The sequence below is a fragment of the Betaproteobacteria bacterium genome (genome assembly GCA_016713305.1).
GTDB lineage: Bacteria > Pseudomonadota > Gammaproteobacteria > Burkholderiales.
The window spans coordinates 55,395-78,109 of sequence record JADJPK010000004.1 but is presented as its reverse complement, the minus strand read 5'-3'; the positions used below and the strand labels follow the sequence as shown (position 1 = coordinate 78,109).

Sequence of the window (22,715 nt, the reverse complement as noted above, 5' to 3'; positions counted from 1 at the left end):
GGGGACATCGTCTCCGCCCTTTTTTCCATCCCTGTCACCCGAAAGGACCGTCGGGCGTTGCGGGGTGGAGGCGACCCGCGAACGGGCGCCCAATCCTGATATTTTGCGGAGGTATGCAGTGAACAATCACCGCCGTTTGGTCCCGATTTCGGCGCTGTCCCTGGCGGCAGCCCTCGCTCTCGGGGTCGAGCCGGCAAGCGCCGACGATGCGGCGCCGGCCGAGAAGCACTTCGACGTCAAGAACACCTTCCGCAACATCTGCGGTTTCTGTCATGCGGACTACGGCCGGAAGGCCGGCAAGGGGCCGCAGCTCATGAATTCCGAACGTAGCGACGAGTACATGGTCAACCGCATCAAGAACGGTCTGCCCAGCCGCATGGCGGCGTTCGGCAGCATCTATTCCGACGACCAGATCCGGTTGATCGTGAAGTTCATTCGCAATCTGAAGGAAGGCGAGGAGCCACAGAACCCATGACCGGAAGTCACACAAGCGCCCGCCGGGCGAAACATGTCCCCCTCGGGTGGTTTGTGGCCGCTGCGCTGATGGCAGCGTTCAACGGTTCCGCGTCGGCCCGTACGCTGGCGGAAGTCCGCGCTCTGGGCACCATCTCCCTGTGCGCGAGTCCGGAGACGCTGCCCTACGCCAGCGACAAACCGGGGACCCCGGGTTTCAGGTCGAAGTGGGGCGTGCCATTGCCGAGGGGCTCAAGCTCTCCTCTCCATCGAATGGATCGTGCCGCGCCGTCGCGCCAACGTGGTCAACTGCGACATGCAGCTCGACAGTGTCAACAATCCGGAGATGCACAAGGGGCGGGCCTTGCTGTCGCGCCCGTATCAGCGCTCCGGCGTGGCACTTGGCTTCGCACCCGGCGTCGATCCCGTCCAGGACTACAAGGACCTCCCCAAGGATCGCAAGGTGGGGGCCATGGTCGGGTCGGTCGCCAGCGTCGTGCTGGGCAAGAGCGGCGCGCCTCTGACGCCCTATGCGTTCCAGGACGACATGGTCGACGAACTGGCCAAGGGAGTCGTTCCCGCCGCCGCCGTGTCGGTCGCCACGCTCAGTTACTACATCCACAAGCATCAGGATGCCGGGGTGCGGATGACGTATGCCTTCGACAGCGCACCGGATCTGTCCTGGGACGTCGCGGTGGGCCTGCGCAAATCCGACCAGGCGTTGGTGGACGAGGTCAACAAGGTGCTGGATTCGCTCATCGCCGACGGCACGCTGGGCCGCATCTACGCCAGGTATGGAGTGGAGCACCGGCCGCCGAAGTGAACGTCCGGGCGCAGCGGGGCCCCGGGGCCTGGCGCGCCTTTCCTCCCGCCGAGATCGCGGCGCGGGGCTTATGATGCGGCCAGACCCAGCCCCGGAGGCCGCCATGCAATCCCGGTTGAACAGTTCCCCCGTCCTGCTTCTCCAGGGCATACGTCTGAGCGCGGCAGCGGTGGTGGTCTTCCTCTCCGCCTTGTTTGCAGCAGGATCGGCGGCAGGACAATCCACCCTCCGCGACCCGGGCGGGCGCTTCACCCTTGCCGTGCCGAAGGACTGGTCGGTTGCCGCGAGTTCGGAACAGATGTCCGTTCTCGTATCGGGCAATTCATCGCTTTCCGTGACGGTCGGCAATCTTCCTCCCGGGCAAATGGTGGAAAGCGTGGCAGCGCAGGTGGCCACCCAATGGGGGAAGTATCAGGAGCTTAAACGCGGGCCGGCCACGGTCGGCGGCAAGCCTGCCGAACTTCTGATCGCTTCGGGCACCAGTCCCAAGGGCCAGCCTTCGTTCTTCCGCGTGGTCGCTGTACCGTTTTCCGGTGGAACGCTGGTCATGATGACCAGCACACCGCAGGACGATTTCGCCCGGCACAAGGCGGCCATCGAGGCCATGGAGAAGGGCGTGCGTTTCGCCGACGGAGGCGCCGAGCCGTCTCCCGCGCGGTCCGCTCCTCCCGTTTCTCCGGAGAGGAAGCGAAAGCTGGAGGCACTGGAACAGGCGCATCTGGCGGGAGTGCTCAGCGACGACGAGTATGCGCAGAAGAAAGCTGCATTGCTCGCGTCAACCGAACCGCCGGCGCGGCCCGCGCCCCCTCGCCGCACGGCCGACGAATCCGGCACGCCTGCGCCCGCGGCGGGCAGACCCATGCTGGGCGTGGCTACCCGGGCGTTGGAAGCGGACGACGTCCAGATGACCGGCGTCGATAAGGGCGCGCTGGTTGCGCAGGTCGCTCCCGGCAGTCCCGCGGACGCCGCCGGAATCCAGCCGGGCGACGTCGTCGTATCTTTCGATGGGGCTCCGGTGACCGATGCCCAATCGCTCGTGCAGGCGGTGGGGCGCAGCAAGCCGGGTCAGCAGATCACGCTGGGTCTCGTGCGCGGCGGCCGTTCGGGGAATGTGCAGGTACGGCTGGGTACGGTGCCGCGCTAGCCCGCGACCCGCAACGATCAGCAAGGAGCGGGACCATGAAGCGTTTTGCGGATGCACGAGCGGCAATCGTCGCCATGCTGTTCCTCCGGGCCGCCGCAGCACTCGCGGCGCCGGATCCGGAGAAGTTGCGGGCGCTCGATGCCGCCTATCAGGCGGGCATCCTGGGCAAGGAAGAGTACGAGGCGAAGAAGCGCGAACTCGGCAGGAGCGCCGCTGCGCCGGGCAGCAAGGGGACTCCGGCGGCGGCGCCATCGCCGGCGCCCGTGGTTGGCGCAAAGAGTGCGGGCGTGTACCGGATGCGGCTTGTGCGCGTGATGGACAAGCAGGGGTTTGGCGAACCCGTCGAAGTGTTTCGCATGCTCGTGCCCTCCGACTGGAAGGTCGAGGACAGCGTGCAATGGGATGCGACCCAGATGGGCTGCCCGGCCAACATCGTGAAGATCACTTTTCGTGCGACGGCTCCCGATGGTCTGATGGCGTTCGAATCGTTCCCCGCGTACACGTGGCAGTGGACCGACGATCCGATGATGCAGCCGATTCTCCAGCAACAGGCAGCGAATCGAACCGGCTGCCCGCCGCATCCGGTCCTGGACGCGACCAACTTCGTGCGCAATCTGGTGATCCCCGCCGTGCGACGCGGGGCGCAGATGGGCGCTGTGGAACCGGTGCCGGGTGTCGCCCAGGCAGAGCAGCGTGTGCTGACGCAGCAGGTCCAACCACTGATCCAGGCCGGTTACATGCGCGGCATCCGCGTCGATGCGGTGAAGGCACGTCTGGGCTACACGGTGGCCGGCCGGGGAGGTGGATGAATGGATGAGCGCGACCGTTGCCGTCACGGTGATGCCGACGGCCAACACGGCCGATCTCATGCAGGGGAACATGAACTACCCTCGAGCACCTACACGGTGACCGGATACAACGTGTTTGGCGTTCGCGCTCCCAAGGGCGAACTCGGAGGCCAAGTCCGGATTGTTCGCGACCATGGTGACTTCCGTGCGGCCCAATCCCGCCTATACCGCTGCGATCGCAAGGTTCCAGTCCAGCATCAACAAGATCAACTCGGACGCAGCCCGCGATCGCCACCGTATCTGGCAGGAAGCCAATGCGTCCATTCAGAACACCTGGCGCGAGACGGTGCGGCAAAGGCAGGAGGTGCAGGACCGTCAGGCGGAGCAGTTCAGCCAGGTGATCCGGGGCGTCGAGGTGTACTCGGATCCGCGCACCCAGGAACGCATAGAACTGTCCTCGGCTATCGCAACGCGTGGACCAACGGCAAGGGCGAATACATCCTGTCCGATTCGGTGAACTTCAATCCGTCGGTGGAACTGCAGGAAGACTGGCGGCAGCTGAAGCGGGAGGATCGCTGAGCAGGGTCTTCCCGGCCCCGTCCCGTCACCGGCGGCTCAGCAGGTTGGCGGACCAGGTGTAGACGTCGGGCAATCGCGGCGGAGCGGCGAACCACCCCAGCGCGACGCCGGCCGTGTTGGCGGCCATGTCGGCCAGCGACATGAACCGGTAGCCGGTCAGCCCCTGGGCGAATTCCAGCAGGATTCCCATCGCGACGAGCAGCAGGCCTGTGGTCCGCCGGTGGGCTCCCGGCGCGCGAGCCTGCGCGAACCACGCCATCAGACACGCGTACGCGACGAGGTGCTGCACCTTGTCGCCGTCTTCCATGTCGAGCTGGGGTGGATCGGGAATCAAGGTGAAATACACCACGACCGCGACACCGAACCATCCCACCGCGAGCCACAGGGAACGATGCGAACCGCGGGTCATGCGGCGGCGTCCACGGAGGAGACGGTCTCGAGCACGGTCAGGATGTCCATGCCGTAGCGCTCCAGCTTCGTGGCGCCGACGCCTTGAACCGTGCCGAGCGCGAGGAGGGTTGCCGGATTTCGCCGGGCGATCTCTGCGAGCGTCGCATCGTGAAAGACGACGTAAGCCGGGAGTGCGTGTTCCCGTGCCACGCGCGCGCGCCACTCGCGCAGCGCGCGAAAGCGCGGCAGGTCCTCCTGCGCCAGTTCGGCATCGGTGTCGCGGCGCCTGCCGGTGGCATCTCGCCGCTTTGCAGGCCCCGCGCTTTCGTTCGGCGCACGCACGACGATGGCGATGTCGCCTTTCAGGACGGACCGCGAAGTCCCGGTGAGACCCAGCGTGTTGTACTCGCCCTCCGCCTGGATGTAGCCGCCTGCCACCAGCTGACGGAGCACCGCACGCCAACGCGCCTCTGACAGATCCGCGCCTATCCCGAACGTGGAAAGCTGCGCATGGCCGTACTGCGCGACCTTCTCGGTGGATTTTCCTCGCAGCACATCGATGAGGTGGCCCGCACCGAACCGCGTCGCGCCGCCATTTTTTCCGTGCTGGTCGAAGCGGAAGATGCACGACAATGCCTTGCGCGCCGCCTCCGTGGCATCCCATGTTCCCGGCGGCTCCAGGCAGTTGTCGCAGTTGCCGCAGGGCTGCGAGCGCTCGCCGAAGTACGCGAGCAGCCTGACACGGCGGCAATCGTGCGCTTCCGCGAGACCCAGCAGCGCATCAAGACGCGAGCGCTGGATGCGCTTGAACTCGTCGGCCGCCGGGCTCTCGTCGATCATGCGGCGCTGGTTGACCACGTCCGACAGCCCGTACGTCATCCATGCATCGGCAGGCGCGCCATCGCGTCCCGCCCGTCCGGTTTCCTGGTAGTAGGCCTCAAGGCTCTTGGGCAGGTCGAGGTGCGCAACGAAGCGCACGTCGGGCTTGTCGATCCCCATGCCGAAGGCGATGGTTGCCACCATGACGATGCCGTCTTCCCGCAGAAAGCGGTCCTGCCGTTCGCGACGGGTCTGCGCGTCGAGTCCCGCGTGGTAGGCCAGGGCCTCGATGCCTTCGCCGTTGAGCCACGCGGCCGTGTCGTCCACGCGGTTGCGGCTGCCGCAATACACGATCCCGGCTTCCCCCGGGTGCTCTTCCCGCAGGAGGCGCAGCAGCTGCGCGCGCGGATTGTCCTTCTCCACGAGGGTGTACCGGATGTTCGGGCGGTCGAAGCTGCTCACGAACATGCGCGCACCGTCGAGATTGAGGCGCGACACCATGTCCTGACGCGTGAATTCGTCGGCCGTCGCCGTGAGCGCGATGCGCGGGACGTCCGGGTAGCGCTCGTGCAGCACCGTGAGTCCGAGGTAGTCCTCGCGGAAATCGTGGCCCCACTGACTCACGCAATGTGCTTCGTCGATCGCGAAGGAACCGAGAAGCCCGCGTTCGTGCAGGGTGTCCAGCATCGCCAGGAAGCGCGGCGTGAGCATGCGCTCCGGGGCGACATAGAGGAGCACGAGACGGGCGGCGCGAAGCTCCGTCTCGACATCGCGCGCCTCGTCGGGAGACTGGGACGAATTGAGGCAGGCGGCGTGCACCCCGGCTTCTTCGAGCGCCCCCACCTGATCGTGCATCAGCGCGATGAGCGGGCTCACCACGATGGTGACGCCGCGTCCCGCACGATGGCGAGCGATGGCCGGGATCTGGTAGCAGAGGCTCTTGCCTCCGCCCGTGGGCATAAGCACCACCGCGTCGCCGCCGGCGCAGACGTGTTCGACGATCGCGTCCTGCTGGCCCCGAAACGCGCTGAAACCGAAGACTTCGGTGAGGATCCTGCCCGGATCGCACTCCGGAGGTGGAACGTCCGAAATCGCGGCCAAGTCTTCCGCGGCCCTCAAGACGCGCGCAGCTCGGCCAGCGCCGCGTCGATCAGGCGCCGGGCGATGCTCAGGCGATGCGGCAGCACGGGCAGAGCGTCGAGCGTGAACCAGTCCGCCGCCTCGATCTCGCCTTCCTGCGGCACGATGTCGCCGCCGGCGTAGTCGCAGCGGAAGGCGATCATCAGCGAGTGCGGGAAGGGCCACGGCTGGCTCGAGAAATAGCGCAGGTTGACGACGTCGATCCCGACTTCCTCCTTCACCTCCCGCACGAGGCAGTCCTCGATGCTCTCTCCCGGTTCGACGAACCCCGCCAGTGCGCTGAACATGCCTGGCGGAAAATGCGGCGAGCGGGCAAGCAGCAGTTCGCGTCCCCGTTGCACGAGCGCCATCGCCACCGGTGCGACGCGCGGATAGTGCGTCTGGCCGCAGCTCGGGCAGACACGGGACCTTTCGTGATTTCTGCGCTCCGTGGCCGTGCCGCAGCGGCCGCAGAACCGGTGCGAGCGGTCCCAATCCATGATCTGCACAGCGCGGCCGGCCAGCAGGAAAGTGCCGTCGTCGATGATGCCGAAGAGGCTTCGCAGTCCCGCCCAGCGCAGATCGTCCGGCGCGTTCGAGGCGTCCTCGCATTCCGCCGAGAAGCAGTGCCGTCCGTGCAGGGTGCCGAGATACTGCGTCCGCACCGGGTCGAGCCCCAGCATGCGCGGATGTTCCACGCACGGCACCTCGACCTTGGTGTCGTCGCGCCGCACCAGGATGTTGTTGCCGTGGAACACGAACCACACGCACTCGCCGGACAGATCGTCCGGCTCGGCGATCAGCGGCACGAAACCGGGGGCGGACAGAAGCATCGTCGGGTTCCGCTCAGCGCTTGGGCATGTACAGGTCGGTGATGCTGCCCTCGGCGATTTCCGCGGCGAAGAACACCGTTTCCGACAGCGTCGGGTGCGGGTGGATCGTGAGGCCGATGTCCTCGGCGTCCGCGCCCATCTCCAGCGCGAGCACCGTTTCGGCGATGAGCTCACCCGCATTCGGTCCCACCATCGCGGCGCCCAGGAGGCGCCTGGTGGTCTTGTCGAACAGCAGCTTAGTCAGCCCCTCGTCGCGGCCAGTGGCCAGCGCGCGGCCCGAGGCTGCCCACGGGAACGAGGCCTTCTCGTACTCGATGCCTTGCGCCTTTGCAGCCGTCTCCGTGAGGCCCATCCACGCGATCTCGGGGTCGGTGTAGGCCACCGAGGGGATGGTGCGCGCATCGAACGCGCCCTTGTGTCCGGCGATGATCTCGGCCGCCAGCTTGCCCTCGTGCGTGGCCTTGTGCGCGAGCATGGGCTCGCCGCAGACATCGCCGATGGCGTGGATGTGCGCGACGTTCGTGCGTTGCTGCTTGTCCACGGGGATGAAGCCGCGCTCGTTCACCACGACCCCGGCCTTGTCGGCCGCGATGTCGCGGCCATTGGGCCGGCGGCCCACGGCGAGAAGCACGCGGTCGTATGTCTGCGGTGCAGGCGCACCGTCACCTTCGAACGTCGCACGCAGCCCTCGGGCGTGGCTTCCAGCCTGGACACCTTGGTCTTGAGCAGGATGGCCTCGTAGCGCTTTTCCAGGCGTTTCTGCAGCGGCTTGACGATGTCCCGATCCGCGCCCGGAATCAGGCCGTCGGCCAGTTCCACCACGCTGATGCGGCTGCCCAGAGCGTCGTAGACGCACGCCATCTCCAGGCCGATGATGCCGCCGCCGATCACCAGCATGCGCTTGGGAACCTCCTGCAGTTCCAGTGCGCCGGTGGAGTCCATGAGGCGGGGATCGTCGTAGGGAAATCCCGGAATGCGGGCGACCTGCGAGCCCGCGGCGATGATGCAGTGATCGAACGACACGGTCTTGCGCGAACCGTCCGCGGCCGTGACCTCGATCATGTGATCGGAAGCGAACCTGCCCACGCCGGTCACCACCTCGACCTTGCGCTGCTTGGCAAGCCCGGCCAATCCCTTGGTGAGCCTGCCCACGACGCTCGACTTCCATCCCCGCAAGGCTTCGATGTCGACTTCGGGCTTGCCGAATTTCACGCCGAAGTGCGCCATTTCCTCGGCTTCGGAAATCACCCGCGCGGCGTGCAGCAGCGCCTTGGACGGGATGCAGCCCACGTTGAGGCAGACACCGCCGAGCGATGGGTAACGCTCGATCATCACCACCTTCTTGCCGAGGTCCGCGGCACGGTAGGCGGCCGTGTAACCGCCGGGACCCGAGCCCAGTACCACGACTTCTGCGTGCAGGTCACCCTTGACCGTTGCCACCGAAGTCGCTGTCGCGGGGGTGGGGGAGGGAGCCGCGATCGGAGCGGGGGCGGGAGAGGCCGCGGGAGCGGCAGAGGCCGGAGCGACCGCTGCAGGCGCGGCCGCCGCTGCGGCGCCCGACGCCTCCAGCACGAGGACCAGCGTGCCCTGCGAGACCTTGTCGCCAATCTTGATCCTGATTTCCTTCACCGTGCCGGCGGCCGGGGAAGGCACTTCCATGGTGGCCTTGTCCGACTCCAGCGTGACGAGCGAATCCTCGGGTTTGACGGTGTCGCCCGGTTTCACCAGCACCTCGATGACCGGAATATCCTTGAAGTCGCCGATGTCGGGAACGCGCACTTCGACCAGATTGCTCAACGTGGACTCCTGTGTTTTGGGGGGGGTCAGCGCAGCAGCGCCGTCACGAGCGCCGCCAGAGCGACGATCAGGGCGAGACCTGCGACCCATGCGGCCGTCCGCAGACGCGCCGAGAGGGCATTGGAAATCTGGGTGAGCGCGCGGGCCTGCTCTTCCACGGCGCGGCCCTGGGTTTCGGAGTGGGCGCGAAGCTTCTCGATGTTTGCCTTCAGCAGTTCCAGTTCGAACCGGAGCTGGGCAAGGTCGGACGGCGCGTCGGAACTCGCCGAACGGGAAGGCGCCGGCGGCTGGTCGTCATCGTCGTCCTTGCGCAGGTCACGGACGAACTCCGGCACCCGCCTCGCTGCCTTGGCGATCTCTCCCCAGGGCGCGTACTTGAGCCAGCTCCAGGAGGGCATGCGCGCCGCCCGCCGTCAGCCGCGGACCTCACCGTCGCCCAGCACCACGTACTTGAGCGAGGTGAGTCCTTCGAGCCCGACCGGCCCGCGCGCGTGCAGCTTGTCCGTGGAGATGCCGATCTCCGCACCCAGGCCGTACTCGAATCCGTCGGCGAAGCGGGTGGAGGCATTGACCATCACCGAGCTGGAATCGACCTCCCGCAGGAAACGGCGGGCCCGTGCGTAGTCCCGGGTCACGATGGCGTCGGTGTGCTGCGAGCCGTAGGTGTTGATGTGCTCGATGGCAGCGTCCAGGCCGTCCACGATCCGCACGCTGAGAATCGGGGCCAGGTATTCCGTCACCCAGTCTTCGTCCGTCGCCTCGTTCATGTCCGGAACGATGGCGCGGGAACGCTCGCAGCCGCGCAGCTCCACGCCCTTGTCGCGGTAGATGCGCGCCAGCGGCGGCAGGACGTGGGCCGCGACGCGCGCATGCACGAGCAGCGTTTCCATGGTGTTGCAGGTGCCGTAGCGCTGGGTCTTGGCGTTGTCCGCGATGCGGATCGCCTTGTCGAGGTCCGCATCCTCGTCGATGAAGACGTGACAGATCCCGTCCAGGTGCTTGATGACGGGAATGCGCGACTCGTTGCTGATTCGCTCGATGAGTCCCTTGCCGCCACGGGGAACGATCACGTCGACGTAGTCCTTCATGGTGATGAGCTCGCCCACCGCGGCGCGGTCCGTCGTCTCGATCACCTGCACCGCGCCCTCGGGAAGACCGGCGGCACGCAGGCCTTCGTGCACGCACGCCGCAATGGCCTGATTGCAGCGGATGGCCTCGGAGCCGCCGCGGAGAATGGCGGCGTTGCCGCTCTTGAGGCACAGACCCGCCGCATCCGCCGTCACGTTGGGCCGGGCCTCGTAGATGATGCCGATCACGCCCAACGGCACACGCATGCGGCCGACCTGGATTCCCGTGGGACGGTACCGCAGGTCCGTGATCTCGCCGATGGGATCGGTGAGCTGGGCGATCTCCCGCAGGCCCTGCGCCATGGTACGCACGCCCTTTTCCGTGAGGATCAGCCGGTCCACCATTGCCGGGTCGAGCCCCTTTGGAGCGCCCTTGCGCGACGTCGGCAGCGTTGGCGGCGAGGAGAGTGGCGGACTCGCGTTCGACGGCCGATGCGATGGCGAGCAAAGCTTCGTCCTTGGCGCGTGTATCGGCTCGGGCCATGGCCCGCGATGCGGCGCGTGCCGCGCGGCCGATGCCCGTCATGTAGCTCTGTACGTCCATGGAAGAGTCCGGAAATGGATGCCGGAATTCTAACCCGGATACGTCGGACAACCCGCCGGAAATGCGGTGCAAGTCTCTCTTGGCGCTCGCGAATCGGAGGGGGAAGGCGGCGATTCGGCCCTGCGGCACAGGCCGGTCCGGCGAGGGGCGGAACACGGGCGAGGGAGCCCTCGCGCCCGGGCGGATCAGGCGGCGTGCGCGGTGGGAAGCTTCAGATCCGGGGCAGTCAGGCGCATCGCAAGCTGCTCCAGTTCCGTCCAGGCGTCGCCATCACCGACACCCTTGATGATCCTGTCGATGCGCGCGGCGTGTGCCAGGGCGTTCCGGAGTTGCGCACTGTCGAGGCGGCGCACGGCCGCGGGCATCCCCTTCTGCCGTTCTCCCCACACCTTGGCATCGCGCATCGCCTGGGCGAGCGGCATGCCGGACGCAACGGATTCCCGGATGCGCAACATGGCGCGAATTTCCTCGGCGAAGGCCCACAGCACCAGCGGCAGCCCGGTGCCCTCCCCGCGGAGACCGTCCAGCATCCTCAGCAGGTGAACGGGATCACCGGCGAGGATGGCGGGGCCCAGGTCGAAGGCGTCGAACCGCGCGACGTCCGCCACGGTGGTGCGCACGGCATCGAGATCCAGCGGTCCCTGCGGAAACAGCAGGCTCAGCTTCTGGATCTCCTGATGCGCGGCAAGCAGATTCCCCTCGACCCGGGCGGCGAGAACCTCCATCACGTCCGGGCCGGCAGACTGACCCTGCGCCTTCAGACGGGCCGCGAGCCAGGCGGGCAGCTGCTCGAACCCGATGCGCTGTGCATGCACGCATACGCCCGCCGATTCCAGGGCGGAGAACCACTTCGACTGCCGTGTCCTGAACTCGACCTTGGGCAGCGTGATCAGCGTGACGGTGTCTTCGGGAAGCGATGCCGCGTAGCGGATCAACGCTTCGCTGCCTTCCGCCCCCGGAGCGGCCGATGCCATGCGCAACTCCACGAGGCGCTGGCTGGCGAAAAGCGACAGACTCGCCCCGGTCGCCCACAGCCGCCGCCACTCGAATCCCGCTTCGACCGTGAGGATCTCGCGCTCGCTGCAGCCGCGTTCCCTCGCCTTCGTCCGGATGCGATCAGCGGCTTCGATGGCCAGCAGCGCCTCTTCGCCGTGGACGACGTACAACGGCGCGAGTTCTCGCTGGAGATGGCGGAGAAGCTGGTCGGGGTCGAGTTGCATGGAGGCCAGTCGAGGGGCGACGGAAGAGCTGCGAGTCCCGAGTCCCGGGACCCTAGACCCCAGGATACTGCAGCCGCGGCGCGTGACCGCGGAACTCGGAAGCGATGGCCGCCCAAGGCGGTGCGGTTGCAACGATGGACCCGGGTCTCGGGTCCACGGACTCCACCCTCTCGCGCATCACCCGTTGTCCAGCGCACGCGTCACAACGCATTCATCTTCTCCAGCAGCGTGACCAGCTTGTGCGGATCCTCGGTCTTGAGCATGCGGCGGGCGAGGGAAGTGACTTCGTCCAGATCGCTCTTGAGGATCACCTGCTTCACCGCCAGCAGATTTGCCGGATGCATGGAGAACTGGCGCAGACCGAATCCCAGCAGCAGCCGGGTGAGGGAGACATCACCCGCCATCTCGCCGCATACCGCCACCGGCGTTCCGGACTTCGCGGCACGGTGGATGATCTGGGCCACGAGATTCAGCACCGCAGGGTGCAGCGGATCGTACAGATGCGCGACGGACTCGTCCGTGCGGTCGATGGCCAGCGTGTACTGGATCAGGTCGTTCGTGCCGATGGACAGGAAATCGAGCTTGCGCGTGAAGATGTTGAGGCACAGCGCGGCGGCGGGGACCTCGATCATGCCGCCGATGGGCGTCTCGGCGTCGTAGGCGATGCCGTCGTCGTCCAGGCTGCGACGGGCATCGGCGACGGCCTTCAGCGCCTGAGTCAATTCGAGCACCGACGACAGCATGGGAACGAGGATCTTCACCTTGCCGAACGCGGAGGCCCGCAGGATGGCGCGCAGCTGCGTGCGGAACATCACCGGCTCGGCCAGGCACAACCGGATCGCCCGCAATCCGAGGGCAGGGTTGGCGGCCACCCGCTCCGCGCCGTCGAGTTCCTTGTCGGCTCCCAGGTCGAAGGTGCGGATCGTGACCGGCAGCCTTCCCATCTCCATCACCACCTTGCGATAGGCCTCGAACTGCTCGTCCTCGCCGGGAAGATCGCGCCGGTTGAGATAGAGGAACTCGGTGCGGAAGAGCCCGACGCCGGCCGCGCCGTTCTCGCGCGCCTGATAGACATCCTCCAGCAGTTCGATGTTGGCGTGCAGCTCGATGCGGGTGCCGTCGAGCACTGCAGCGCGTGTGGTGGTGAGCCGGCGCAGCTTCTGCTGTTCGAGCTGCCACTCTTCCTGGCGCAGCCGGTACTCCTCCAGCACCTTCTTGTCGGGATCGACGATCAGCACCCCGTGGGTGCCGTCCACGATCAGGACTTCGTTCTCGCGCACGAGACGCCTTGCGTGGTGCAGGGCGACGATGGAGGGGATGCCCAGGGACCGGGCGACGATCGCCGTATGCGACGTGGTGCCGCCCAGATCCGTGATGAAGCTGGCGAACCGGTGCTGCTTGTAGAGAATGACGTCCGCCGGGGACAGGTCGTGGGCGACCAGGATGCTGCCTTCCTCGGGTGGGGCGACGGATGCCGCCGCGCGCGCGTCGGTCATGAGCGCCTGCAGGACACGCTCGACGACCTGCTTCACGTCGGTCTTGCGTTCCCGCAGGTAGGCATCGTCGATCTCGTCGAACTGGGCGAGCAGCGCTTCCATCTGCTGTTTCAGCGCCCACTCGGCGTTGCACCGCTGTGCCGCGATGGTCGCCTTGGGCGCTTCCGACAGCGTTTCATCGCCCAGGATCATCAGATGGACGTTCAGGAAGGCGCCGAACTCGGCAGGCGCGTTCTCGGGAATGTGTCCGGCGAGGCTGGTCAGTTCGCCGCGGACCTTGTCCAGGGCCGCATCGAGGCGCGCCTGTTCGGCCGGAACCTTCGCCGGCGCGATCTCGAGGTGCGGCACCTCGAGCTGGGCGTGCGTGACGAGGTGCGCGCGGCCGATGGCAATGCCACCGGAGACGCCTATGCCGTGGATCGTGAAAGACATGCGGGGTCCGGGATCAGTGGCGCAGGTCCGGGTGGCGTGACGCCGATCGGGCCATGGCCGGGACGATGGAGGAGAGGGCCGGTTCGTGCAGGGAATCGCCGCCCGCGCACGCACGGCCAGCGGACGCACCGGTCGCCGGTGTGGCGACGTGCCAGTTCTTCAACGTTGCACCCCCCTGTGCTGGTGTTCCGCGGCCCGCCGCGGAGCTATTCCGCTTCTCCGAACCTGTCCGCGATCAAGCCGAGCAACGCTTTCATCGCCTCGGCTTCATCGGGGCCCTCGGTTTCGACCGCCACCTTGGAGCCCTTCGCGGCCGCCAGCATCATCACCCCCATGATGCTCTTGGCGTTCACCCGGCGGCCGTTGCGCGATAGCCAGACTTCCGACTGGTACTGCGCCGCGAGTTGCGTGAGTTTGGCCGACGCCCTGGCGTGCAGGCCGAGCTTGTTGATGATCTCAACTTCCTGTTGCTGCATTTCCCATCGCCGGTGGCATTCTGAACACCCCCTCGACGCCGCCCGACATGGCCTTGGCCACGACGGTCTTGAGTGGCTCGTTTCGATACGTGAGCGCCCGGACAAGCATCGGCAGACTGACGCCCGCGATGCCTTCCACCCGCCCCGGAACCAGGACGCGTGCCGCGATGTTGCTGGGCGTCGCCCCGTATACGTCCGTCAGCACCAGCACGCCGTTGCCCTCGTCGAGCTGCCGCACCAGCTTCAGCAGCTGCGGCACCATCAACGCCGGGTCGTCGTGCATGCTGACGCCCACCTGCATCAACTGCGGTGGTCTGCCACCCATCACATGGCTCGCGCACTGGACCAGGCTTTCGCCGAGCGTGCCGTGAGCAACGATGAGAATGCCGACCATGGTTCTTCGATCTGCGTGCCAGGGAATGCCGCGGATTCTACGCTGTCATGGCTGCGGCGGGCCTCACACCGTCGGGAGGCGGTCGAAACGCGTGAACGTGCCTTCGTCGTCCCTCTCCTCCACGCGCAGCACCATGGCTGACGGCGGTCCCGCATGCACCCAGCGCGTGATGGCGGTCACCTGCTCGGCGGTGCCATGAACGACGGCTTCCACGCTGCCGTCGAAACGGTTGCGGACCCATCCGGTGACGCCGAGGCGGGCCGCTTCCTGCCGCATGGATTCGCGATAGCCCACACCCTGGACGCGGCCGCGGATGGACAGATGGCGGGTCATGCTCGTTTCCGTCACTTGGCCCGCATGCCGGGTTCCGCGCCACTGTCCACGTCGAGCAGAAACACCCCCGGTATCTTCCCCGCTTGCCGCCAGGATCATGCCTTGCGATTCGCCGAATCGCATCTTGCGCGGCTGCAGGTTGGCCACCATCAGCACGAGCCGTCCCCGGATCTTGTCCGGATCGTAATGGGCCTTGATGCCCGCGAAGACCTGGCGTGTTTCGGAGCCGATATCCAGCGTGAGCTTGATGAGTTTCTCTGCCCCTTCCACATGTTGAGCGTCGACGACGCGCGCCACGCGCAGATCGACCTTCATGAAGTCATCGATGGTAATGGTCGGCGCCACCGGCGCCGGCTGGAACCTCCCTTCCCCTTCAGGGGGAAGGGCCGGGGATGGGGGTGGGCCTCCGGCGCCCGCCGCGGTGCTTGTTCCGGCACCCGGCTGTAACCTCCCTTCCCCTTCAGGGGGAAGGGCCGGGGATGGGGGTGGGCCTCCGGCGCCCGCCCCGGTGCTGGTTCCGGCACCCGGCGCGACTTTTCCTCCCCCGTCAGCGGGACGAGTCAGGGATGGGGGTGGGCCTCCAGCGCTTGCCGCGGGCTTCGAATTCTCGTTCACGACGTTCTCCTGATGCTGTGCATGCCGCTGCGGCGAATGTGCATCCGCCGCGACAGGTTTGAGACTCTCCCGATTCGCGCCGACCAGGGCTTCCATCGACTTGGCATCCAGGCGAGTCATGAGGTGCTGGTAGGCATCGATGCGGTGTCCGGGAGGCAGACTCGCTCCCCCGTCGGACCATCGCAGCGCGCCGATGTTCAGGAAGGCTTCCACCCGCTGGGCCACGCGGGGCAGCACCGGCTTCAGCGCCAGAGTGAGCAGCCGGAATCCCTCCAGCGCCTGGGAACAGACGCGATGCAACCGCTCGCCGGCGTCCGGACGCTTGGCGAGTTCCCAGGGCTTTTCCTGATCCACGAACTGATTCAGTTCGTCGGCCGAGGCCATGACCTCGCGCAGCGCCTTGGCGTATTCGCGCTGGTCGTAATGGTCCGCGATCACCGGCAGCCTTGCCCGCAATCCTTCCACGGCAGCGCACTCCTCCGCCGAGCCGAGCCTTCCGTCGAAGCGCTTGACGAGGAAGCCCGCGCACCGGCTCGCGATGTTCACGTACTTGCCCACCAGGTCGCTGTTCACCCGGGCGACGAAGTCGTCCAGGTTGAGGTCGATGTCCTCCATCGCCGGCCCGAGCTTGGCCGCGTAGTAGTACCGCAGCCATTCCGGGTCGAGACCCAGATCGAGATAGCTGCCGGCCGTGATGAACGTCCCCCGGCTCTTCGACATCTTTTCGCCGTTGACCGTGAGAAAGCCGTGGGCGAACACGCGCGTGGGCGTGCGGTAGCCGGCGAAACGCAGCATCGCAGGCCAGAACAGGGCATGGAAATACAGGATGTCCTTGCCGATGAAGTGCACCATCTCCGTGTCGTGCCCCGGACGGGCGAATTCGTCGAACGCGATCGCCGCACGGTTTGCGAGGTTGCGGAAGCTCCCGAGATAGCCGATGGGTGCATCGAGCCACACGTAGAAGAATTTCCCCGGCGCGTCCGGGATCTCGAAGCCGAAATAAGGCGCGTCGCGCGAGATGTCCCAGTCGTTGAGCCCCTGGTCGAACCACTCGCGGATCTTGTTGCGGGCCTCCTCCTGCAGGTGCCCGCCCGTCTGCGTCCAGTCCTGCAGGAACTGCCTGCAGTCGTCGTGGGACAGGCGGAAGAAGTAGTGGTCGGAGGCCTTGCGCACCGGCGGCGCGCCCGACACGACGGAGTACGGGTTCCTGAGATCCGTCGGTGCGTAGGTGGCGCCGCAGACTTCGCAGGAGTCGCCGTACTGGTCCTTGGCGTTGCACTTCGGGCATTCGCCCTTGATGAAACGGTCGGCCAGGAACATCGACTTCACCGGATCGTAGAACTGTTCGACCGAGCGGACGTCTATGTAGCCACCGTCCCTGAGACGCCGATAGATGTCCTCCGACAGGGCACGGGTCTCGGGTGAATGCGTGCTGTAGTAGTTGTCGAAGTCGACGAGGAAGCCATCGAAGTCGCGCTTGTGCTCCGTCCAGACGCGCTCGATCAGCTGCTCTGCCGTGATGCCTTCCTTCTCGGCGCGGAGCATGATGGCCGTGCCGTGAGTGTCGTCGGCGCAGACGTAGTGCACCTCATGGCCCTGCATCTTCTGGAAGCGCACCCAGATGTCGGTCTGGATGTACTCCACCAGATGTCCGAAGTGGATGCTGCCATTGGCGTAGGGCAGGGCGGAGGTGACGAGCAGACGGCGCGGCATGGAACGGAAGACCCTCGGGAAAGGCTTGGATTGTATCAAAGTGTGTACAATTCAGGCCCCCGAAATTCAAGATAAATCATAGAGGTAGCTGGATGAGCCTGAATGCGGATGCAGTGAAGGAAAAGTTGCGCGGCATCGTCGATCCGTGGACCGGAAAGGACTACGTCACGGGCAAGGAGGCGCGCAACATCCGCGTGGAAGGCTCGGACGTCTTCGTCGAGATCGTCCTGGGATATCCCTCCCGCACGCTTCAGGACGGTATTCGTGACCAGGTGGCCGAGGCGCTGCGCGCGCTCCCCGGTGTGGGCAAGGTCCAGGTGGACGTCTCCATGAAGATCGTCGCCCATCAGGCGCTCCGTGGTGCTCAGCGGGTCGAAGGCGTTCGCAACGTGATCGCCGTGGCCTCGGGCAAGGGGGGCGTGGGCAAGTCCACCGTCGCCGCGAATCTGGCGCTGGCCCTGGCACAGGAAGGCGCTCGCGTGGGGGTGCTCGACGCCGACATCTACGGCCCTTCGCAACCCACCATGCTGGGCATGCCCGGAAAGCCGCGCGTGGCCGAGGAAGGCGACAAGCGCCAGTTCATCCCGCTCGAAAACTACGGCGTCCAGTGCATGTCCATCGGCATGCTCATCGATCCGGATCAGGCGGTGGCCTGGCGGGGACCGATGGCCACGGGCGCCCTCGAGCAGCTGCTCCGGGATACCCGCTGGAACGACCTCGACTACCTCGTCGTGGACATGCCGCCGGGGACGGGAGACATCCAGCTGACCCTTGCGCAGAAGGTGCCGGTCACCGGTGCCGTGATCGTCACCACCCCCCAGAACATCGCCTTGCTGGATGCCCGCAAGGGTCTCAAGATGTTCGAGAAGGTCAACGTCCCCATTCTGGGCATCGTCGAGAACATGAGCCTGCACGTCTGCAGCAAGTGCGGCCACGAGGAGCACATCTTCGGGACCGGCGGAGGCGAGGCCATGTCGACGGACTATGGCGTGCCCCTGCTGGGCGCGCTGCCGCTGGACATCCGCATCCGGGAACAGGCGGATTCCGGGCAGCCGACCGTCGTGGCGGACCCGGGCAGCCGGGTTGCCGGCATCTACCGGGAAATCGCGAGACGGGTGGGCGTGAAGGTCGCCGAGCTGTCCAAGGACAGCAGCACGATCTTCCCCAAGATCGTCATCCAGAACACCTGAGGACGGCCGGTTCATCGCGGGCCGGCAGTGCCGGCGGCTCGCTTCCGGAGCATGGCCCGCCGGTGGATCCGGTTGCGGCGGACCGGAGGGGTTGCGCGGGCATTTTTTTGTGTAACGGCAGGGACCGCCGTGTCTTCCGGGTCTAAACTTCGCGTCCTTTTTCATCCGCCCCCGCGGGAGCACCGATGAGCATCAAGTCCGATCGCTGGATCCGCCGCATGGCCTCCGAGCACGGCATGATCGAGCCGTTCGAGCCCCGGCAGATCAAGGAAGTGAACGGCCAGCGCGTCGTTTCCTTCGGCACGTCCAGCTACGGCTACGATATCCGCTGCTCCGACGAGTTCAAGCTCTTCACGAACCTCAACTCCACCATCGTGGATCCGAAGAACTTCGACCCGAAGTCGTTCGTGGACGTGAAGGGCAGCCACTGCATCATTCCGCCGAATTCCTTCGCGCTCGCCCGGACCGTGGAGTTCTTCCGCATTCCCCGCAACGTGCTCACCATCTGTCTCGGCAAGTCCACGTATGCGCGCTGCGGAATCATCGTCAACGTGACACCGTTCGAACCGGAGTGGGAGGGTTACGTGACGCTGGAGTTCTCCAACACCACGCCGCTGCCCGCCAAGATCTACGCGAACGAAGGCGTCGCCCAGGTGCTGTTCTTCGAGTCGGACGACGACGACGTCTGCGAGACGTCCTACCGTGACCGCGGTGGCAAGTATCAGGGCCAGAGCGGCGTCACCCTCCCCAAAATCTAGCGGTCGCGCACTGGTCGCGACAGGAGCCAAAAGGCATGAGATTCCGCTTTCCCGTCGTCGTGATCGACGAAGATTTCCGCTCCGAGAACGCATCGGGCCTGGGCATCCGGGCGCTGGCCAAGGCAATCGAGGACGAGGGGATGGAGGTGCTGGGCGTGACGAGCTACGGCGACCTCACATCCTTCGCGCAGCAACAGTCGCGTGCGTCCGCCTTCATCCTGTCCATCGACGACGAGGAGTTCTCGTCACCCGCGGCGGCCGACAAGGCCATCGCGGATCTGCGCGCTTTCGTCGAGGAGATCCGGTTTCGCAACACCGACATCCCGATCTTCCTGCACGGCGAGACACGCACGTCGCGGCACGTGCCCAACGACGTCCTGCGGGAACTGCACGGCTTCATCCACATGTTCGAGGACACGCCGGAGTTCATCGCCCGCTATGTGGTCCGCGAGGCGAAGGCGTATCTGGACTCGCTGCCGCCGCCCTTCTTCCGGGCGCTCACGCACTACGCTGCCGACGGCTCCTACTCCTGGCACTGCCCGGGCCACTCGGGCGGCGTCGCGTTCCTGAAGAGTCCGGTCGGCCAGATGTTCCACCAGTTCTTCGGCGAGAACCTGCTGCGGGCCGACGTCTGCAATGCGGTGGACGAACTGGGCGCCTTGCTGGACCACACGGGACCGGTGGCGGCATCCGAGCGCAACGCCGCTCGCATCTTCCACTGCGATCATCTGTTCTTCGTGACCAACGGAACGTCGACGTCGAACAAGATCGTCTGGCATTCGACGGTAGCGCCCGGCGACGTGGTGGTGGTGGACCGCAACTGCCACAAGTCGATCCTGCATGCGATCACCATGACCGGCGCGGTGCCGGTCTTCCTCACGCCCACGCGCAACCACTACGGCATCATCGGGCCGATCCCGCTCGAGGAATTCCGCATCGAGACCATACGCCGGAAGATGGAAGCGAATCCGTTGCTGCGGGGCACGAACAAGAAGCCGCGGATCCTCACCATCACCCAGAGCACCTACGACGGCATCGTGTACAACGTCGAGACGATCAAGGAAATGCTCGACGGCGAGATCGACACGCTGCACTTCGACGAGGCCTGGCTGCCGCACGCGTCATTCCACGATTTCTACGGCGATTACCACGCCATCGGGGCGGACCGGCCCCGGTGCAGGGAGTCGATGGTCTTCTCCACCCAGTCCACGCACAAGCTGCTCGCGGGCCTTTCGCAAGCCTCGCAGATCCTCGTGCAGGATTCCGAGAACCGGCAGCTCGACCGCGACATCTTCAACGAAGCGTTCCTCATGCATACGTCCACCTCGCCGCAGTACGCGATCATCGCCTCGTGCGACGTGGCCGCGGCGATGATGGAACCCCCGGGCGGCACGGCGCTCGTCGAGGAGTCGATTCTCGAGGCCATGGACTTCCGCCGCGCGATGCGCAAGGTGGACGAGGAATTCGGTGCCGACTGGTGGTTCAAGGTGTGGGGGCCGGACCATCTGCAGGAGGAAGGGCTGGGAACGCGCGAAGACTGGATGCTGCGCAACAACGAGAGCTGGCACGGCTTCCAGAAGCTCGCGCCCGACTTCAACATGCTCGATCCGATCAAGGCGACGGTCATCACGCCCGGACTGGACATGGCGGGGAGCTTCGCGGACGACTTCGGCATTCCGGCCGCGATCGTGACGAAGTACCTGGCGAGCACGGCATCATCGTCGAGAAGACCGGCCTCTACTCGTTCTTCATCATGTTCACCATCGGCATCACCAAGGGCCGCTGGAACACGATGGTGACCGAACTGCAGCAGTTCAAGGACGACTACGACAAGAACCAGCCGCTGTGGCGTGTCCTGCCGGAGTTCGTCGCCAAGCACCCTCGATACGAGCGCGTCGGCCTGCGCGACCTCTGCGTGCAGATCCACGACATCTATCGCCGCAACGACATCGCCCGCCTGACGACGGAGATGTATCTTTCGGACATGGAACCGGCCATGAAACCGGCGGACGCCTTCGCGCGAATGGCGCATCGGGAGATCGACCGCGTGCCCATCGACGAACTGGAGGGCCGGGTCACCGCCGTGCTGCTCACGCCTTACCCCCCGGGCATTCCCCTCCTCATTCCGGGCGAGCGGTTCAACCGGACGATCGTGCGCTACCTGCAGTTCGCGAAGGAGTTCAACACGCGCTTCCCCGGCTTCGAGACGGAGATCCACGGTCTGGTGGACGAGAACGAGGACGGCACGCTTCGCTACTACGTCGACTGCGTGCGGCAGTAACGGAGCGCTGCGGTACAGCCGTCAGCGGCGGCGCTCGTAGTCGACGAAGGTGTATCGCAGCCCGTCGGCCGTGAGATGGGGCGACCGCAGCGTCTCGATCCACTTCGAGCGATCGATGTCGGGAAACCACGCATCCGCGTCGGGCGAGAGATCGACTTCTGTGATGAAAAGCCGGTCCGCGAGGGCCAGCGATTGCGCGTAGATCTCGCCGCCTCCGATCACGAAGATTTCCGCCGCGTCGCCCGACGCGGTCAGCGCCCTTTCGAGCGAATTCGCGACCGTGGCACCTTCTACGGCGAAACCGGGTTGCCGCGACACGATCACCGTCCTGCGTCCCGGCAGCAGGCGCCCGATGGATTCGTATGTCTTGCGGCCCATGACCATGGTGTGGCCCATGGTGAGCGCCTTGAAGCGCTTGAGGTCCTCGGAAAGATGCCAGGGGAGCGCGCCATCCTTGCCAATTGCTCCGTTGCGGGCGACGGCGGCGATGAGAGAGATTCGAGAGGGCATGAGCCTGCCGGAGTGCTGTTTCCGACCGATTGTACCGCTCGCCTCCGTGGCGCCGTCCATGCGTTAGCATGATGCACATCATCCAAACCGCACGCCGTGCCGGCGGAGGCAGCATGGAATCCGACACAGTCCGGGTAGCGCTTGTTGTGGGAGCAGGGGACGCCACGGGCGGGGCGATCGCCCGCCGCTTTGCGAGAGAAGGCTACGTGGCCTGCGTGTCGCGGCGCAATGGCGACAAGCTCCAACCGCTCCTGGACAGCATTCGCGCAGAGGGTGGAACCGCGCACGGCTTCGCGTCGGACGCACGCCGTGAGGATGCGGTGATCGAGCTGGTCACGGCCATCGAACGCGACATCGGACCCGTCGAAGCCGCTGTCTTCAACGTGGGCGGCAATGTCCGCTACGGCATCACCGAAACGACCGAGCAGGTATACCGCAAAGTCTGGGAGATGGGCTGCCTTGCCGGCTTCCTCGTCGGCCGGGAGGTCGCCCGGGTGATGCGGCCGCGCGGTCGGGGCACGATCGTCTTCACCGGCGCCACGGCCAGCCTGCGGGGAGGTGCCGGTTTCGCCGCGTTCGCCAGCGCCAAGCACGGGCTGCGGGCGCTCGCCCAGAGCATGGCGCGGGAACTCGGGCCCGCGGGAATTCATGTCGCCCACGTGGTGATCGACGGTGCCATCGACACGGAGTTCATCCGGGATCGGTTTCCCGATCGCTACGCCCTCAAGCCGCAGGACGGCATCCTGAATCCGGAAGACATCGCGGAAGCCTACTGGCAGCTTCACCGCCAATCCCGCAGCGCCTGGACGCACGAGCTGGACCTGCGGCCGTGGATGGAGAAATGGTGACGCGCGAACGTCCGGTGCGTGGCGGAAGAATCC

At 66.2% G+C, this 22,715-nt stretch carries 17 protein-coding genes and 5 pseudogenes; 9 read left to right on the top strand and 13 right to left on the bottom strand.

Features of this window, described 5'->3' with window-relative positions; translation table 11 throughout:
* The first annotated feature begins 136 nt into the window (after window positions 1-136).
* The 5 genes from IPK20_00920 to IPK20_00900 all read left to right on the top strand — a co-directional run bounded on the left by IPK20_00920 (window position 137) and on the right by IPK20_00900 (window position 3,725).
* Entirely contained in the window at window positions 137-475 is a 339-nt protein-coding gene (locus IPK20_00920; protein ID MBK8015384.1) for a cytochrome c, read from the top strand.
* Window positions 476-733: 258 nt separating this feature from the next.
* Window positions 734-1,276 carry a transporter substrate-binding domain-containing protein gene (locus tag IPK20_00915; GenBank protein ID MBK8015383.1) on the top strand — a complete coding sequence of 181 codons (543 nt, stop codon included), beginning with the start codon at window positions 734-736 and terminating at the stop codon, window positions 1,274-1,276.
* A gap of 103 nt (window positions 1,277-1,379) precedes the next feature.
* Window positions 1,380-2,420 carry a PDZ domain-containing protein gene (locus IPK20_00910; GenBank protein MBK8015382.1) on the top strand — a complete coding sequence of 347 codons (1,041 nt, stop codon included), beginning with the start codon at window positions 1,380-1,382 and terminating at the stop codon, window positions 2,418-2,420.
* 35 nt (window positions 2,421-2,455) lie between these two features.
* Window positions 2,456-3,229, top strand: coding sequence for an SHOCT domain-containing protein (locus IPK20_00905; GenBank protein MBK8015381.1), 774 nt, complete (start codon window positions 2,456-2,458; stop codon window positions 3,227-3,229).
* A 115-nt stretch (window positions 3,230-3,344) separates the two neighbouring features.
* Entirely contained in the window at window positions 3,345-3,725 is a 381-nt protein-coding gene (locus IPK20_00900; protein MBK8015380.1) for a hypothetical protein, read from the top strand.
* Between the two features lie 87 nt (window positions 3,726-3,812).
* Here the strand turns inward: IPK20_00900 and vanZ are convergent, their stop codons facing one another.
* The 12 genes and pseudogenes from vanZ to metG (IPK20_00840) all read right to left on the bottom strand — a co-directional run bounded on the left by vanZ (window position 3,813) and on the right by metG (IPK20_00840) (window position 17,095).
* Complete coding sequence (gene vanZ, locus IPK20_00895; protein MBK8015379.1) at window positions 3,813-4,196, bottom strand: VanZ family protein; 384 nt, start codon at window positions 4,194-4,196, stop codon at window positions 3,813-3,815.
* Window positions 4,193-6,727 (bottom strand): DNA helicase RecQ, encoded by a 2,535-nt coding sequence (gene recQ, locus IPK20_00890; protein ID MBK8015378.1) that lies wholly within the window; start codon window positions 6,725-6,727, stop codon window positions 4,193-4,195. Before recQ ends, vanZ begins: the two co-directional genes overlap by 4 nt.
* 234 nt (window positions 6,728-6,961) lie before the next feature.
* Window positions 6,962-8,745, bottom strand: a pseudogene (lpdA, locus tag IPK20_00885) (dihydrolipoyl dehydrogenase).
* 26 nt (window positions 8,746-8,771) lie between these two features.
* On the bottom strand, window positions 8,772-9,143 hold the full coding sequence (locus IPK20_00880; protein ID MBK8015377.1) for a hypothetical protein: 372 nt from the start codon (window positions 9,141-9,143) through the stop codon (window positions 8,772-8,774).
* 15 nt (window positions 9,144-9,158) lie between these two features.
* A pseudogene (locus IPK20_00875) lies at window positions 9,159-10,416 on the bottom strand (glutamate-5-semialdehyde dehydrogenase).
* Window positions 10,417-10,601: 185 nt separating this feature from the next.
* Complete coding sequence (locus IPK20_00870) at window positions 10,602-11,636, bottom strand: DNA polymerase III subunit delta (GenBank protein MBK8015376.1); 1,035 nt, start codon at window positions 11,634-11,636, stop codon at window positions 10,602-10,604.
* Between the two features lie 200 nt (window positions 11,637-11,836).
* Window positions 11,837-13,564 carry a phosphoenolpyruvate--protein phosphotransferase gene (ptsP, locus tag IPK20_00865; GenBank protein MBK8015375.1) on the bottom strand — a complete coding sequence of 576 codons (1,728 nt, stop codon included), beginning with the start codon at window positions 13,562-13,564 and terminating at the stop codon, window positions 11,837-11,839.
* Between the two features lie 206 nt (window positions 13,565-13,770).
* Window positions 13,771-14,040, bottom strand: a complete 270-nt coding sequence (locus IPK20_00860; GenBank protein MBK8015374.1) for an HPr family phosphocarrier protein — start codon at window positions 14,038-14,040, stop codon at window positions 13,771-13,773.
* A complete protein-coding gene (locus IPK20_00855) occupies window positions 14,021-14,434 on the bottom strand; it encodes a PTS fructose transporter subunit IIA (protein ID MBK8015373.1) in 414 nt (137 codons plus the stop codon). Before IPK20_00855 ends, IPK20_00860 begins: the two co-directional genes overlap by 20 nt.
* A 63-nt stretch (window positions 14,435-14,497) precedes the next feature.
* Complete coding sequence (locus IPK20_00850; GenBank protein MBK8015372.1) at window positions 14,498-14,767, bottom strand: acylphosphatase; 270 nt, start codon at window positions 14,765-14,767, stop codon at window positions 14,498-14,500.
* A gap of 11 nt (window positions 14,768-14,778) precedes the next feature.
* Window positions 14,779-15,082: pseudogene (gene metG / locus IPK20_00845) on the bottom strand (methionine--tRNA ligase subunit beta).
* Between the two features lie 297 nt (window positions 15,083-15,379).
* Window positions 15,380-17,095: pseudogene (gene metG / locus IPK20_00840) on the bottom strand (methionine--tRNA ligase).
* Window positions 17,096-17,187: 92 nt separating this feature from the next.
* On the opposite strand from metG (IPK20_00840), the gene apbC reads away from it, so the two are divergent.
* From apbC to IPK20_00825, 3 genes and pseudogenes are all read left to right on the top strand, one after another.
* Entirely contained in the window at window positions 17,188-18,285 is a 1,098-nt protein-coding gene (apbC, locus tag IPK20_00835) for an iron-sulfur cluster carrier protein ApbC (GenBank protein MBK8015371.1), read from the top strand.
* Between the two features lie 185 nt (window positions 18,286-18,470).
* On the top strand, window positions 18,471-19,043 hold the full coding sequence (locus IPK20_00830; GenBank protein MBK8015370.1) for a dCTP deaminase: 573 nt from the start codon (window positions 18,471-18,473) through the stop codon (window positions 19,041-19,043).
* A 35-nt stretch (window positions 19,044-19,078) separates the two neighbouring features.
* Window positions 19,079-21,324 (top strand): annotated as a pseudogene (locus IPK20_00825) (arginine/lysine/ornithine decarboxylase).
* A 21-nt stretch (window positions 21,325-21,345) separates the two neighbouring features.
* On the opposite strand, the gene IPK20_00820 reads toward IPK20_00825, so the two are convergent.
* The gene (locus IPK20_00820; GenBank protein ID MBK8015369.1) at window positions 21,346-21,834 is read right to left on the bottom strand and encodes a dihydrofolate reductase; all 489 of its coding nucleotides are present in this window, start codon (window positions 21,832-21,834) and stop codon (window positions 21,346-21,348) included.
* A gap of 113 nt (window positions 21,835-21,947) precedes the next feature.
* Here IPK20_00820 and IPK20_00815 point away from each other — a divergent pair, with 113 nt between their 5' ends.
* Window positions 21,948-22,682 carry an SDR family oxidoreductase gene (locus IPK20_00815; protein MBK8015368.1) on the top strand — a complete coding sequence of 245 codons (735 nt, stop codon included), beginning with the start codon at window positions 21,948-21,950 and terminating at the stop codon, window positions 22,680-22,682.
* Window positions 22,683-22,715: the final 33 nt, after the last annotated feature.

What these genes read in the sequence shown, in the direction of transcription:
- IPK20_00910 (MBK8015382.1), top strand. Translation starts at nt 1,380, where the DNA reads ATGCAATCCCGGTTGAACAGTTCCCCCGTCCTGCTTCTCCAGGGCATA.
- IPK20_00905 (MBK8015381.1), top strand. Translation starts at nt 2,456, where the DNA reads ATGAAGCGTTTTGCGGATGCACGAGCGGCAATCGTCGCCATGCTGTTC.
- vanZ (MBK8015379.1), bottom strand. Translation starts at nt 4,196, where the DNA reads ATGACCCGCGGTTCGCATCGTTCCCTGTGGCTCGCGGTGGGATGGTTC.
- recQ (MBK8015378.1), bottom strand. Translation starts at nt 6,727, where the DNA reads ATGCGAGGACGCCTCGAACGCGCCGGACGATCTGCGCTGGGCGGGACT.
- IPK20_00880 (MBK8015377.1), bottom strand. Translation starts at nt 9,143, where the DNA reads ATGCCCTCCTGGAGCTGGCTCAAGTACGCGCCCTGGGGAGAGATCGCC.
- IPK20_00870 (MBK8015376.1), bottom strand. Translation starts at nt 11,636, where the DNA reads ATGCAACTCGACCCCGACCAGCTTCTCCGCCATCTCCAGCGAGAACTC.
- ptsP (MBK8015375.1), bottom strand. Translation starts at nt 13,564, where the DNA reads ATGTCTTTCACGATCCACGGCATAGGCGTCTCCGGTGGCATTGCCATC.
- IPK20_00860 (MBK8015374.1), bottom strand. Translation starts at nt 14,040, where the DNA reads ATGCAGCAACAGGAAGTTGAGATCATCAACAAGCTCGGCCTGCACGCC.
- IPK20_00855 (MBK8015373.1), bottom strand. Translation starts at nt 14,434, where the DNA reads ATGGTCGGCATTCTCATCGTTGCTCACGGCACGCTCGGCGAAAGCCTG.
- IPK20_00850 (MBK8015372.1), bottom strand. Translation starts at nt 14,767, where the DNA reads ATGACCCGCCATCTGTCCATCCGCGGCCGCGTCCAGGGTGTGGGCTAT.
- apbC (MBK8015371.1), top strand. Translation starts at nt 17,188, where the DNA reads ATGAGCCTGAATGCGGATGCAGTGAAGGAAAAGTTGCGCGGCATCGTC.
- IPK20_00830 (MBK8015370.1), top strand. Translation starts at nt 18,471, where the DNA reads ATGAGCATCAAGTCCGATCGCTGGATCCGCCGCATGGCCTCCGAGCAC.
- IPK20_00820 (MBK8015369.1), bottom strand. Translation starts at nt 21,834, where the DNA reads ATGCCCTCTCGAATCTCTCTCATCGCCGCCGTCGCCCGCAACGGAGCA.
- IPK20_00815 (MBK8015368.1), top strand. Translation starts at nt 21,948, where the DNA reads ATGGAATCCGACACAGTCCGGGTAGCGCTTGTTGTGGGAGCAGGGGAC.